Origin of the sequence: Streptococcus sp. k-90, from assembly GCF_013277565.1 — a bacterium.
Taxonomy (GTDB): domain Bacteria; phylum Bacillota; class Bacilli; order Lactobacillales; family Streptococcaceae; genus Streptococcus.
The window spans coordinates 24870-40576 of record NZ_VMNE01000023.1 but is presented as its reverse complement, the minus strand read 5'-3'; the positions used below and the strand labels follow the sequence as shown (position 1 = coordinate 40576).

The following is a 15707-nucleotide window of genomic DNA, read 5'->3' as shown; positions in this document are numbered from 1 at the left end:
TGACTTAAATTTTTTTAATTGATATACTATTTTTCAGAGAGCTAACAATTATATATAAATGTACTACTCTATTTCCTAGATAATACTTAGTAAAACTTTTTATAACAAAGGCTAGCAAAGTTAAAGTTTTCTATCTATTGGAAGTTAAATAAATATGTAAGGAATTAAAATGAAAAAAAGTACAGTATTGTCATTAACCACAGCTGCAGTTATTTTAGCAGCATATGTCCCTAATGAGGTAGTTTTAGCAGACACATCTAGCTCTGAAGATGCTTTAAATATCTCTGATAAAGAAAAAGTAGTAGATAAACAAAAAGAAAACAAAGAAAAACTTGAAGATATTCATAATGCTATAGAAACTTCAAAGGATACTGAAGAGAAGAAAACAACAGTTATTGAGGAAAAAGAAGTTGTTAGTAAAGAATCTGTGATAGATAATAAAGCTAACAACGAAAAAGCAACAAGCAAAAAAGAAGATTCCAATCAATCCAAAGAAGATAAAGTGGACTCGTCTGCAAGTAAAGACCCAAAAAGTCCCAAAAAAGAGGATAAACTTGTCTATATTGCTGAATTTAAAGATAAAGAATCTGGAGAAAAAGCAATCAAGGAATTATCCAATCTTAAGGATACAAAAGTTTTATATACTTATGATAGAATTTTTAATGGTGTTGCAATAGAAACAACTCCAGATAATCTGGACAAAATTAAACTAATAGAAGGTATTTCATCGGTTGAACGATCACAAAAAGTCCAACCAATGATGAATCATGCCAGAAAGGAAATTGGAGTTGAAGAGGCTATAGATTACCTAAAATCTATCAATGCTCCATTTGGGAAAAACTTTGATGGTCGGGGTATGGTCATTTCAAACATCGATACTGGGACAGATTATAGGCATAAGGCTATGAGAATCGATGATGATGCCAAAGACTCAATGAGATTTAAAAAAGAAGACTTAAAAGGTACTGATAAAAATTATTGGTTGAGTGATAAAATTCCTCATGCTTTCAATTATTATAATGGTGGCAAAATTACTGTAGAAAAAGCTGATGATGGAAGCGATTATTTTGATCCACATGGGATGCATATTGCAGGGATTCTTGCGGGAAATGATACTGAAAAAGATATTAAAAACTTTAACGGAATAGATGGAATTGCTCCTAATGCACAGATCTTCTCTTATAAAATGTACTCTGACGCAGGATCTGGCTTCGCAGGAGATGAAACAATGTTTCATGCTATTGAAGATTCGATCAAACACAATGTCGATGTTGTTTCGGTATCATCTGGCTTTACAGGAACAGGTCTTGTAGGTGAGAAATATTGGGAAGCTATTAGAGCGTTAAGAAAAGCAGGCATTCCAATGGTTGTAGCTACGGGTAACTATGCGACTTCTGCTTCAAGTTCTTCATGGGATTTAGTGGCAAATAATAATCTGAAAATGACCGACACTGGAAATGTAACGCGAACTGCAGCACATGAAGATGCGATAGCGGTCGCTTCTGCTAAAAATCAGACAGTTGAGTTTGATAAAGTCAACATAGGTGGAGAAAATTTTAAATACAGAAATATAGGGGCCTTTTTCGATAAGAATAAAATCACAACAAATGAAGACGGTTCAAAAGCTCCTAGTAAATTAAACTTTATATATATAGGCAAAGGTCAAGACAAAGATTTGATAGGATTGGATCTTAAGGGCAAAATTGCAGTAATGGATCGAATTTATACCAAGGATTTAAAAGATGCTTTTAAAAGAGCAACGGATAAGGGCGCACGCGCCATTATGGTTGTAAATACTGTCAATTACTATAACAGAGATAATTGGACAGAGCTTCCAGCCATGGGATATGAAGCGGATGAAGGGACTAAAAGTCAAGTATTTTCAATTTCAGGAGATGATGGTGTAAAGCTATGGAACATGATTAATCCTGATAAAAAAACTGAGGTTAAAAGAAATAGTAAGGAAGATTTCAAAGATAAATTGGAGCAATACTATCCAATTGATATGGCCAGCTATAATTCTAATAAACCGAATGTAGGTGACGAAAAAGAGATTGACTTTAAGTTTGCACCTGACACAGACAAAGAATTGTATAAAGAAGATGTCATAGTTCCAGCAGGATCCACATCTTGGGGACCGAGAACAGATTTACTTTTAAAACCTGATGTCTCAGCACCAGGTAAAAACATTAAATCCACTCTCAATGTCATTAATGGGAAATCAACTTATGGTTATATGTCAGGGACTAGTATGGCAACTCCAATCGTGGCAGCTTCTACTGTTTTGATTAGACCAAAGTTAAAGGAAATGCTTGAAAGACCTGCCTTGAAAAATCTTAAGGGAGATGACAAAATAGACCTTACAAGTCTTACAAAAATAGCCCTACAAAATACTGCACGGCCTATGATGGATGCGACTTCTTGGAAAGAAAAAAGCCAATACTTTGCATCACCTAGACAACAGGGAGCAGGGCTAATTAATGTGGCCAATGCTTTGAGAAATGAAGTTGTAGCTACTTTTAAAAACACGGATTCTAAAGGTTTGGTAAACTCTTATGGTTCTATTTCTCTTAAAGAAATAAAAGGAGATAAAAAATACTTTACAATTAAGCTTCACAATACATCAAACAGACCTTTAACCTTTAAAGTTTCAGCATCAGCGATAACTACAGATGCTCTAACTGATAGACTAAAACTGGATGAAACATATAAAGACGAAAAATCTCCAGATGGGAAGCAAATTGTTCCAGAAATCCACCCAGAAAAAGTCAAAGGAGCAAATATCACATTTGAGCATGATACTTTTACCATAGGAGCAAATTCTAGCTTTGATTTAAATGCGGTTATAAACGTTGGGGAAGCAAAAAACAAAAATAAATTCGTAGAATCATTTATTCATTTTGAGTCAGTGGAAGAAATGGAAGCTCTAAACTCCAATGGGAAGAAAACAAATTTCCAACCTTCTTTATCAATGCCTCTAATGGGATTTGCTGGGGATTGGAACAAAGAACCAATCCTTGATAAATGGGCCTGGGAAGAAGGTTCAAAATCAAAAACAATGGAAGGTTATGATGATGATGGTAAACCAAAAATTCCAGGAACCTTAAATAAGGGAATTGGTGGAGAACATGGTATAGATAAATTTAATCCAGCAGGAGTTATACAAAATAGAAAAGATAAAAATACAACATCACTAGATCAAAATCCAGAATTATTTGCTTTCAATAACGAAGGGATCAACGCACCATCATCAAGTGGTTCTAATATTGCTAAAATTTATCCTTTAGATTCAAATGGAAATCCTCAAGATGCTCAACTTGAGAGAGGATTAACACCTTCTCCACTTGTATTAAGAAGTGCAGAAGAAGGAATGATTTCAATAGTAAATACAAATAAAGAGGGAGAAAATCAAAGAGACTTAAAAGTCATTTCGAGAGAACACTTTGTTAAAGGAATTTTAAACTCTAAAAGAAATGATGCAAAGGGAATCAAATCTTCTAAGCTAAAAGTTTGGGGCGACTTGAAATGGGATGGACTCATCTATAATCCTAGAGGGAAAGAAGAAAATGCACCAGAAAGCAAGGATACCAAAGATCCAGCTACTAGGATAAGAGGTCAATTTGAACCGATTGCGGAAGGTCAATATTTCTATAAATTTAAATATAGATTAACTAAAGATTACCCATGGCAGGTTTCCTATATTCCTGTAAAAATTGATAACACAGCTCCTAAGATTGTTTCAATTGATTTTTCAAACCCTGAAAAAATTAAGTTGATTACAAAGGATACTTATCACAAGGTAAAAGATCAATACAAGAATGAAACCCTATTTGCGAGAGATCAGAAAGAACATCCTGAAAAATTTGACGAGATTGCAAACGAAGTTTGGTATGCCGGCGCCGCTCTGGTTAATGAAGATGGAGAAGTTGAGAAAAATCTTGAAGTAACTTATGCAGGTGAGGGTCAAGGAAGAAATAGGAAACTTGACAAAGACGGAAATACCATTTATGAAATTAATGGTGCAGGAGATTTAAGAGGAAAAATCATTGAAGTCATTGCACTAGATGGCTCTAGCAATTTCACAAAGATTCATAGAATTAAATTTGCTGATCATGCTGATGAAAAGGGGATGATTTCCTATTATCTAGTAGATCCTGATCAAGATTCATCTAAATACCAAAAACTTGGCGAGATTGCCGAATCTAAATTTAAAAATTTAGAAAATAGAAAAGAGGATAGTCTTAAAAAAGATACAACTGAAGTAGAACATCATCAAGAAAATGAAGAATCTATCGAAGAAAAATCTAGCTTGACTATTCATAAAACGATTTCAACAATTAGAGAGTTTGAAAGTAAAGACTTGAAGAAACTCATTAAAAAGAAATTTAGAGAAGTTGATGACTTTACAAGTGAAACTGGTAAGAGGACAGAAGAATACGATTATAAATACGATGATAAGGGAAATATCATTGCTTATGACGATGGTAGTGCCTTAGAATATGAAACTGAAAAACTTGACGAAATCAAATCAAAAATTTATGGTGTTCTAAGCCCGTCTAAAGATGGACACTTTGAAATTCTTGGAAAGATAAGTAATGTTTCTAAAAATGCCAAGGTATATTATGGTAATAAATATAAATCGATAGAAATCAAAACGACCAAGTATGATTCCCACTCAAAAACGATGACATTTGATTTATACGCTAATATTAATGATATTGTGGATGGATTAGCTTTTTCAGGAGATATGAGATTCTTTGTGAAAGATGATGATCAGATAAAAGCTGAAACTAAAATTAGAATGCCTGAAAAAAATAAGGAAACTAAGACAGAATATCCCTATGCATCAAGTTATGGGAATGTAATAGAATTAGGAGAAGGAGATCTTTCAAAAAACAAACCAAACAATTTAACGGACATGGAATCTGGTAAAATCTATGCTGATTCAGAAAAACAACAATATCTGTTAAAAGATAACATTATTCTAAGAAAAGGCTATGCACTAAAAGTGACTACCTATAATCCTGGAAAAACGGATATGTTAGAAGGAAATGGAGTCTATAACAAGGAAGATATAGCAAAAATCCAAAAGACCAATCCTAATCTAAGAGTCCTTTCAGAAAAAATAATTTATGCTGATAGTAGAAATGTTGAAGATGGAAGAAGTACTCAATCCGTATTAATGTCGGCTTTAGACGGCTTTAACATTGTAAAATATCAAGTGTTTACCTTTAAAATGAACGATAAAGGGGAGGCAATCGATAAAGATGGAAATCTTGTAACAGATCCTTCTAAACTGGTATTATTTGGTAAGGATGGTAAAGAGTACACTGGAGAGGATAAGTCCAATGTAGAAGCTATAAAAGAAGATGGCTCTACGTTATTTATTGATGCAAAACCAGTAAACCTTTCAATGGACAAGAACTACTTTAATCCATCTAAATCTAATAAAATTTATGTACGAAATCCAGAATTTTATTTAAGAGGTAAGATTTCTGATAAGGGTGGTTTTAACTGGGAGTTGCGAGTTAATGAATCGGTTGTAGATAATTATTTAATCTACGGAGATTTACACATTGATAACACTAGAGATTTTAACATTAAGCTTAATGTTAAAGACGGTGATATCATGGACTGGGGAATGAAAGACTATAAAGCAAACGGATTCCCAGATAAGGTAACAGATATGGATGGAAATGTTTATCTTCAAACTGGCTATAGCGATTTGAATGCGAAAGCGGTTGGAGTACACTATCAATTTTTATATGATAATGTTAAACCAGAAGTAAACATTGATCCTAAGGGAAATACTAGTATTGAATATGCTAAGGGAAAATCTGTAGTCTTTAATATCAATGATAAAAGAAATAATGGATTCGATGGTGAGATTCAAGACAAACATATTTATGTAAATGGAAAAGAATACAAATCATTTGATGATATTAAACAACTAACAGATAAGACACTAAACATTAAGATTGTTGTAAAAGATTTTGCAAGAAATACAACCGTAAAAGAATTCATTTTAAACAAAGATACGGGAGAGGTAAGCGAATTAAAACCTCATACGGTGACTGTGACCATTCAAAATGGAAAAGAAATGAGTTCTAAGATAGTGTCGGAAGAAGATTTCATTTTACCTGTCTATAAGGGGGAATTAGAAAAAGGCTATCAATTTGATGGCTGGGAAATTTCTGGTGTCGAAGGGAAAAAAGATGCTGGTTATGTTATTAATCTATCAAAAGATACCCTTATAAAACCTGTATTCAAGAAAATAGAGGAGAAAAAGGAAGAGGAAAATAAACCTACTTTTGATGTATCCAAAAAGAAAGATAAGGTGCAAGCAAATCATAATCAATTAGATGAAAGTCACAGAAAAGAGGATTTACAAAGAGAAAATCATTCACACAAATCTGATTCAACTAAAGATGTCAAAACTACAGTTCCTGTACAAGTAAATTATAGTCAATTAGATGAAAGTCAAAGATCTGATTCAACTAAAGATGTCAAAACTACAGTTCCTGTACAAGTAAATTATAGTCAATTAGATGAAAGTCAAAGATCTGATTCAACTAAGGATGTTACAGCTACAGTTCCTGATAAAAATGATAAAAACTTTGAAAATAAGAAAGAAATTTATCTTAATGAACCAGAGAATATAGCTAATAAACATACCAATATCGATAGTAAATCGGATACTAACAATTCTGATAGATTGCCAAAAACCGGAACAGTTAGAGAAGGTTTTACACCATTCATTGCTGGAATAATGTTTATCGTAGGTGCATTTCTTGGATTGAAGAAAAAAGATCAAGATTAAGACCAAAGCTATAGAAAAGATATAGCAAAATGATTTGTGTACTGAGATGAGATAGTGTGGTGATGAAACAATTTTGTGAAAATAGCCATTTATAACTCAATTATTTAGTTTACTTTACTATTGATACTCTTTTTGGATTTATTAATGGACTTAGTTTAGAAAACTAATGAATTGATTGAAAGGGTTAGTATTGACAAATATTGATTAGCAAATAAAGTCTTTCAAAATTTAAAGGCTAATAGAGGTGATGAGACAATTTCAAGGAATTAAGTAGCGTTTGGTTGCTTAATTCCTTTTTATTTGGAAGGAAGTTTTTCACCTATTTCCTTATTTTATGGCTATTATTGAACCACTTAGACCGATCTAGAGACCAGATAGGCAAAAGAACTTGTTCTTTAAACTGACCTCTGCTATAATGATTGGTGTAAGGGACGTGAGGCGTCGATATCAGATGGTTCAAGTTTCTAGAAAGAAATTGGAGATAAAGAAATGAAAAAATTATTGGGGATTGTATTTTTAATAGCAGCAGTGACAGTAGTGTATTTTGGTTCTGTTGGCTGGCCAAGTTTGGATGTCAACCTATGGTCCCTGATTCCGGTAGGCCTGTTTCTCTTTTTCACTCTAGAGAATCTTTTGAAAAAGGACTACAAGGCTAGTCTGATGTGTTTGATTATTGCCTTCATCATCGCAAATGCAATTTTGAACCTTTTGCCAATTTCAAGTGGTCTAGTAATTGGTGCAGGCGTCCTAGCTTGTGTAGGTATTGGTTATCTATTTCCGGATAAAGAAGGAAAATAAGAAGGAAGAGTGAATAAAGTCAGGATCTAACTGAAATACTTGTTGGATCTTTTTCTATGTCTAAAAATGTAAGAAAGAATTTTTGGTGGTAACAGATTATTTCTAGCTTACTTTTTTGATTTTAAATTAGGCTAAGATAAAATAAATTTTTTTTGTTTGAGATAGTAAAAAGCTATTCCATTTTAAAATTCCAATAAAAAGTATAATATAATAACTATCATAATAAAAACTCCGATTCTCTCTGGAAATTCTCTAATTTTTATAAAAAACAATCAAAAATATTGTTTTTATTTGTATAAGGTTGACAAATTTTTTATTGGTTATAAAATTGTATTATAAGATAATTATAATAAGGAGCTTGCTTTTAGAAAAAATGAAAGCGGTTACTAAAAAGGAGGATTCCATGCAAAAAGGTAATTGGAACAAAAAGAGCGTTTATAGTATTCGAAAATTTTCAGTCGGCGCTTGCTCAGTGCTCATAGGAAGCTGTGTGCTGTTATTAGGATCAAGCCTTAGTCTAGCTTCTTCTGCTTATGCGAATGAAAATACTAATGAACTGATTTCAATAAGTAAGAAGGATGCTGATTCTGAAAATAAAGAAGAGAGTGAACAGACATCTAAAGTGATGGTTGCGGAAAAATCAAGTGAACAAACGGATAATGTGCCTCTTAAGGATAATGCAGATGCTACAGGTGTCTCTGACCAAACTCATGCAGATCAGTCCCCAGTTACAGTTGCTGATAATAAAGAGTTTCCTTTAGAAGAAGGTAAGACTGAAGTGAAAAGTAGGATAGAAGAAACGAAGGTAGCTGAAGAAACAAATAAAGCGGAATTACAAGATCCTTCTGTTTCAAAAGATAAGAAGGAATTCAAATCTGCTGCAAATGAAGTTGTTGATAAGTTAATTGAAGATAGAAACATTTCTTTCAATCAAAATTGGCACTTTAAGCTAAATGCCAATGCTAAGGAAGCTGTTAAACCAGACGCAGATATTACTTCATGGAAAAAAATGGATCTTCCTCATGACTGGAGTATTCATTTTGATTTTGATCATGATTCACCATCTCAAAATGAAGGAGGCCAACTGAATGGTGGAGATGGATGGTATCGTAAAACCTTTAAGTTAGACGAAAAAGATTTAAATAAAGATGTCCGTGTGACCTTTGATGGGGTTTACATGGATTCTCAAGTATTTGTTAATGGTCAGTTAGTTGGTCACTATCCAAATGGTTACAATCAATTTTCATATGACATTACCAATTATCTTTATAAGGATGGAAGAGAGAATGTTATTTCTGTTCATGCAGTAAATAAACAGCCAAGTAGTCGTTGGTATTCAGGAAGTGGTATCTATCGTGATGTGAGCTTGCAAGTGACAGATAAGGTTCATGTTGAGAAAAATGGTACAACTATCTTAACTCCAAAACTTGAAGACCAACAAAATGGTAAGGTTGAGACTCATGTGAGCAGTAAAATCGTTAATACAGATGATAAGGATCATGAGCTCGTAGCAGAGTATCAAATTTTTGAACGGGGTGGTCAGGCAGTTACAGAACTTGTTCGAACTGAGAGTAAAACTCTAAAAGCTAGAGAAACAATTCATTTGGAATCAGCATTAGAGGTTGAAAAACCTAAATTGTGGACAGTGTCATCTGATAAACCTGCTTTATATGAGATGGTAACTCGTGTTTACAAAGATGGACAGCTTGTAGATGCTAGGAAGGATTTATTTGGTTATCGTTACTATAACTGGACTCCAGATAAAGGATTCTCTTTGAACGGTGAACACATCAAGTTCCATGGAGTTTCATTGCACCACGATCATGGAGCATTGGGTGCGGAGGAGAACTACAAGGCTGAATATCGCCGTCTGAAACAGATGAAGGATATGGGAGTGAATTCAATTCGTACAACCCATAATCCAGCAAGTCCTCAAACACTACAGATTGCAGCTGAACTTGGTTTATTGGTTCAGGAAGAAGCTTTTGACACTTGGTATGGAGGTAAGAAACCATACGACTATGGTCGTTTCTTTGAAAAAGATGCAACTCACCCTGAAGCTAAAAAAGGGGAAAAATGGTCAGATTACGATCTACGTACCATGGTAGAAAGAGACAAAAATAACCCAGCTGTCTTTATGTGGTCTATAGGAAATGAGATTGGAGAAGCTAATGGCGATCCTCATTCTCTAGCTACTGTTAAACGTTTGGTTAAAGTAATCAAGGATGTTGATAAGACTCGTTATGTGACTATGGGGGCTGATAAATTCCGTTTTGGTAATGGTAGCGGAGGGCATGAGAAAATTGCTGATGAACTGGATGCGGTTGGATTTAACTACTCTGAAGATAATTACAAAGCCCTTCGAGCTAAGCATCCAAAGTGGTTGATTTATGGTTCAGAGACCTCCTCAGCTACTCGTACTCGTGGAAGTTATTATCGTCCAGAGCGTGAATTGGTACACAGTAATCAAGACTATAGGAACTATGAGCAGTCTGATTATGGAAATGATCGTGTTGGTTGGGGTAAAACAGCAACAGCTTCATGGACTTTTGACCGTGACAATGCTGGCTATGCTGGACAGTTTATTTGGACTGGTACTGACTATATTGGTGAGCCTACGCCATGGCACAATCAAAATCATACACCAGTCAAAAGTTCTTATTTTGGTATTGTAGATACTGCTGGTATTCCAAAAAATGATTTCTATCTTTACCAGAGTCAATGGGTATCTGCTCAGAAAAAACCGATGGTTCACCTACTTCCTCACTGGAACTGGGAAGACCCAACTCTAAAAGATAATGTAGCTGATGCAGATGGTAAAATTCCAGTTCGTGCCTACTCTAACGCTGCAAGTGTGGAGCTATTGTTGAATGGTGAATCCCTAGGACAGAAGACCTTTACTAAAAAACAAACTAGCGATGGACGCACTTACCAAGAAGGTGCCAATGCTAATGAATTGTATCTTGAATGGAAAGTTGCTTATAAACCAGGTACCTTGGAAGCAATAGCTCGTGATGAATCTGGCAAGGAAATTGCTCGAGACAAGATCACAACTGCTGGCAAACCAGCAGCTGTTCGTCTCATCAAAGAAGAACAAGCAATCGCAGCAGATGGAAAAGACTTGACTTACATCTACTACGAAATCGTTGACAGTCAAGGGAATGTAGTCCCAACTGCCAATAATCTGGTTCGTTTCCAATTGCATGGACAAGGTCAACTTGTCGGTGTCGATAATGGAGAACAAGCCAGCCGTGAACGCTATAAAGCACAAGCAGATGGTTCATGGATTCGCAGAGCCTTTAACGGTAAAGGTGTTGCCATTGTGAAATCAACTGAGCAAGCAGGTAAATTCACGCTAACAGCTCATTCAGATCTCTTGAAATCTGGCCAAGTAACTGTCTTTACTGGTAAAAAAGAAGACCAAGAAAAGACTCTTCTCGGAACAGAAGTACCAAAGGTACGCACAGTCATTGCCCAAATTCCAAAAATGCCGAAAACAGTAGGTTTTATCTACAGTGATGGCAGTCGTGAAAAACGTCCAGCAACTTGGTCTTCAGTTGATGTGAACCAAGCAGGTGTTGTAACTGTTAAAGGTATGGCAGACGGACATGAAGTTGAGGCCCGTGTCGAAATTCTAGCAATTGCAAAAGAACTTCCTACTGTAAAACGTGTTGCAACTGGATCAGACTTGAGTGCTGTTGATAAATACGTTTCTATTGCCATTACAGATGGAAGCCTACAAGAATACGAAGTAGATAACTGGGAGATTGCGGAAGCAGATAAAGCTAAACTGTCAGTTGCAGGATCACGTATTCCAATGACTGGCCAACTGGGTGGTGAGACTATTCACGCTACCCTTGTAGTAGAAGATGGCGATGTAGCTGCTCCTGTGGTCCCAACTGTTACTGTTGGTGGCGAAGCTGTCACTGGTCTTACTAGCCAAAATCCAATGCAATACCGAACTCTTGCTTACGGTGCATCCTTGCCAGAAGTCGTAGCAAGTGCTGAAAATGCTGATGTTACAGTCCTTCAAGCCAGTACAGCAAACGGTATGCGCGCAAGCATCTTTGTTCAGCCAAAAGATGGTGGCCCTCTTCAAACCTATGCGATTCAATTCCTAGAAGAAGCACCAAAAATTGACCATTTGAGCTTGCAAGTGGAGCAAGCTGACGGCCTTAAAGAAGATCAAACAGTGAAATTGTCTGTTCTTGCTCACTATCAGGACGGAACACAAGCAGTTTTACCAGCTGATAAAGTGACCTTCTCTACAAGTGGTGAAGGGGAAGTTGCAGTCCGTAAGGGAATGCTTGAACTTCATAGATCAGGAGTAGTCGCTCTGAAAGCTGTATATGAGGGTGCTGAAGGCCAGGTTAGTCTCACTATTCAAGCCAATACTGAGAAGAAGATTGCGCAATCCATCCGTCCAATAAATGTAGTGACAGACTTGCATCAAGAACCTATTCTTCCAACAACAGTAACTGTTGAGTATGACAAAGGTTTCCCTAAAACTCATAAAGTTACATGGCAAGCTATTCCAAAAGAAAAACTAGACCACTATCAAACCTTTGAGGTGTTAGGTAAAGTTGAAGGGATTGACCTTGAAGCGCGTGCTAAAGTTTCTGTAGAAGGCATCGTTTCAGTTGAAGAAGTTAGTGTGACAACTCCAATCGCAGAAGCACCACAATTACCAGAAAGCGTTCGTACATATGATTCAAATGGTCACGTTTCATCAGCTAAGGTTACATGGGACGTGATTCAACCAGATCAATACGCTAAGGAGGGTGTCTTTACAGTTAATGGTCACCTAGAAGGTACGCAATTAACTACTAAACTCCATGTTCGTGTGTCTGCTCAAACAGAGCAAGGAGCAAATATTTCTGACCAATGGACAGGTTCAGAATTGCCACTTGCCTTTGCTTCAGACTCGAATCCAACCGACCCTGTTTCAAATGTCAACGATAAATTGATTTCCTTTAATGACCGACCAGCCAACCGTTGGACAAACTGGAATCGTAGTAATCCAGAAGCTTCAGTCGGTGTTCTGTTTGGAGATTCAGGTATCTTGAGTAAACGTTCCGTTGATAATCTAAGTGTCGGATTCCACGAAGACCATGGAGTTGGCGCACCGAAGTCTTATGTGATTGAGTATTATGTTGGTAACACGGTTCCAACAGCTCCTAAAAATCCTAGCTTTGTAAGCGGTGAAAATCATGTCTTTAATGATCCTGCTAACTGGAAACCAGTGACTAATCTAAAAGCACCAGCTCAGCTCAAGGCTGGAGAAATGAACCACTTTAGCTTTGATAAAGTTGAAACCCATGCTGTTCGCATTCGGATGGTTAAAGCAGACAATAAGCGTGGAACTTCTATCACAGAAGTACAGATTTTTGCCAAACAAGTTGCGCCAGCCAAACAAGGACAAACAAGAATCCAAGTTGATGGTAAAGACTTAGCAAACTTTAACCCTGATTTGACAGACTACTACCTTGAGTCTGGAGATGGAAAAGTTCCCGTAGTCACAGCAAGTGTTAGCAACAATGGTCTCGCTACCGTCGTTCCAAGCGTTCGTGAGGGTGAGCCAGTTCGTGTCATCGCGAAAGCTGAAAATGGCGACATCTTAGGAGAATACCGTCTGCACTTCACTAAGGATAAAGACTTACTTTCTCGTAAACCAGTTGCTACAGTTAAACAAGCTCGCTTGTTGCAACTAGGGCAACCAATTGAATTGCCAACTAAGGTTCCGGTATACTTCACAGGTAAAGACGGCTACGAAACAAAAGACCTGACAGTTGAATGGGAAGAAGTTCCAGCAGAAAATCTGACAAAAGCAGGTCAATTTATTGTTCGAGGTCGTGTCCTTGGTAGCAATCTTACTGCTGAGTTCACTGTACGAGTGACAGACAAACTTGGTGAGGCTCTTTCAGATAACCCTAACTATGATGAAAACAGTAACCAGGCCTTTGCCTCAGCAACCAACGATATTGATGATAGTTCTCATGACCGTGTAGACTATATCAATGATAGAGATCACTCTGAAAATCGTCGTTGGACAAACTGGTCTGCAAGACCGTCCACTAATCCAGAAGTATCAACAGGGGTCATTTTCCGTGAAAAGGGTAAGATTGTAGAACGGACTGTTGCACAAGCCAAACTCCAGTTCTTTGCAGATAGTGGTACAGATGCACCATCTAAACTCGTTTTGGAACGCTATATTGGTCCAGACTTTGAAGTGCCAACTTATTATTCAAACTACCAAGCTTACGAAACAGATCATCCATTTAATAATCCAGAAAATTGGATTGCTGTTCCGTATCACGCGAATAAAGATATCGAAGCGGGTGATGAAATTAATGTGACATTTAAAGAGGTGAAAGCCAAAGCTATGAGATGGCGTATGGAGCGTAAAGCAGATAAGAGCGGTGTTGCGATGATTGAGATGACCTTCCTTGCACCGAGCGAATTGCCTCAAGAAAGCACTCAATCGAAGATTCTTGTAGATGGAAAAGAACTTCCAGATTTTATTGAAAATCGTCAAAACTATCAAATCACCTATAAAGGTCAACGTCCAAAAGTCTCAGTTGAAGAAAACAATCAAGTAGCTTCAACAGTTGTAGATAGTGGAGATGATAGCCTTCCAGTACTTGTTCGCCTAGTTTCAGAGAGTGGAAAACAAGTCAAGGAATACCGTGTCCAGTTGACTAAGGAGAAACCAGTTTCTGAGAAGACAGTTGCTGCAGTACAGGAGGATTTACCAAAATTAGAAGTTCTTGAACAAGACTTGGCCTACAAGACAATTGAGAAAAAAGATTCAAGGCTTTATCTTGGTGAAACTCGTTTAGAACAAGAAGGAAAAGTTGGTAAGGAACGTATCTTCACAGCGATAAATCCTAATGGAAGTAAGGAAGAAAAATTCCGTGAAATAGTTCAGACTCCAACAAACCGTATTGTCGTTGTCGGAACTAAACTAGGAACCGCTCTTCCAGAGGACGAATCCAATGCTCTAGTTTTCAACAGACCAGAACTTATGGTTGAGGAAGAAACAATTGACTTCCAGATCCAGGAGCGTAAGTCTGACAAGTTATATCTAGGTGAAACTCGCATCCTTCAAGAAGGAAGACAAGGTCTCCGTGTTCACTTGATTGAAGTAGAAAATGGCAAGCGGACTGAGAAAGAAAGCTATGATAAAGTTATAGCTCAGGACCGTATTGTAGAGGTTGGTACAGCTATAAAAGATACAAAATCAGCCCCTCAAGAACAGCTTAAAGCAGCTCCTAAAGAAGCTAGTAAGTCTGTGCTACAAGATCAAGAAGTTCAAAAACCAGAATCTCAAGAAACTACAAAACAACAAGTATCAACTGAGAAAACGGATGTAAAACAAGTGAGCTCACGTTCAGTTGAAGCCCAGCAAGATGAAAAGAATCACTTGCCAAACACTGGAACAGAGGCAGAACAGGCAGCAGTAGCAGCAGGTTTAGCTCTTCTAGGTTTGAGTGCAGGCTTAGTAGCCACTAAAGGTAAAAAAGAAGACTAGAAATTTTGATACTTTCTTTATCGTTAAAGATTAGAGAGAAGTTCTTGTCTTAGATAGAAGATAAATCCCTTGGAATATAAGTTTCTAAGGGATTTTCTTTGTATAAAATTGTATAGTGTTATTGTCTATCCTATTTTGTAGAGAAAGCAAAAATCCCTAGAAAATGTTTAGGGATTCGATTATTTCATTAAGAACAATTCAACAATCATCTCGATATACATGACAAGGATTACTAAGAATCCTGCACGCCAGAAGAATTTGATAAATTTAGGATAGTAAAAGCTACGTTTTTTCAAAAGGAAGAAAAAGACGAGAATAATGGCTAGGACTGAGAGGGCTAGCCCCAGTCTAGGGAGGAAATTATGGGTAAAGGTTTTAGCTGTAATCAGGTAATACTCAAATACCAAGACTGGAAAAGCCAAATCCGCAAAATTTCGTCCTAGTTTTTTTAATCTAAAAAGTTTGGTTATGATAATGCAGACGACTAAGGTCAGTATCAATAATAAAATAGATGCTAATTTCATTAAAATCATACCCATATTGTATCATAAAAAATGG

4 protein-coding genes are annotated in these 15707 nt (G+C 36.5%); 3 read left to right on the top strand and 1 reads right to left on the bottom strand.

Annotation, left to right across the window (positions count from 1 at the left end):
• Positions 1 to 169: 169 nt before the first annotated feature.
• The 3 genes from HT734_RS07885 to bgaA all read left to right on the top strand — a co-directional run bounded on the left by HT734_RS07885 (position 170) and on the right by bgaA (position 15149).
• Positions 170 to 6820 (top strand): S8 family serine peptidase, encoded by a 6651-nt coding sequence (locus HT734_RS07885; protein WP_173277434.1) that lies wholly within the window; start codon positions 170 to 172, stop codon positions 6818 to 6820.
• 489 nt (positions 6821 to 7309) lie between these two features.
• Positions 7310 to 7618 (top strand): hypothetical protein, encoded by a 309-nt coding sequence (locus tag HT734_RS07880; protein ID WP_173277433.1) that lies wholly within the window; start codon positions 7310 to 7312, stop codon positions 7616 to 7618.
• 403 nt (positions 7619 to 8021) lie between these two features.
• Positions 8022 to 15149, top strand: a complete 7128-nt coding sequence (bgaA, locus tag HT734_RS07875) for an LPXTG-anchored adhesin/beta-galactosidase BgaA (protein ID WP_173277431.1) — start codon at positions 8022 to 8024, stop codon at positions 15147 to 15149.
• A 179-nt stretch (positions 15150 to 15328) separates the two neighbouring features.
• Here bgaA and HT734_RS07870 read toward each other — a convergent pair whose 3' ends face one another.
• On the bottom strand, positions 15329 to 15688 hold the full coding sequence (locus HT734_RS07870) for a DUF3397 domain-containing protein (RefSeq protein ID WP_049535135.1): 360 nt from the start codon (positions 15686 to 15688) through the stop codon (positions 15329 to 15331).
• Positions 15689 to 15707 lie beyond the last annotated feature (19 nt).

What these genes read in the sequence shown, in the direction of transcription:
- bgaA (WP_173277431.1), top strand. Translation starts at nt 8,022, where the DNA reads ATGCAAAAAGGTAATTGGAACAAAAAGAGCGTTTATAGTATTCGAAAA.
- HT734_RS07880 (WP_173277433.1), top strand. Translation starts at nt 7,310, where the DNA reads ATGAAAAAATTATTGGGGATTGTATTTTTAATAGCAGCAGTGACAGTA.
- HT734_RS07870 (WP_049535135.1), bottom strand. Translation starts at nt 15,688, where the DNA reads ATGGGTATGATTTTAATGAAATTAGCATCTATTTTATTATTGATACTG.
- HT734_RS07885 (WP_173277434.1), top strand. Translation starts at nt 170, where the DNA reads ATGAAAAAAAGTACAGTATTGTCATTAACCACAGCTGCAGTTATTTTA.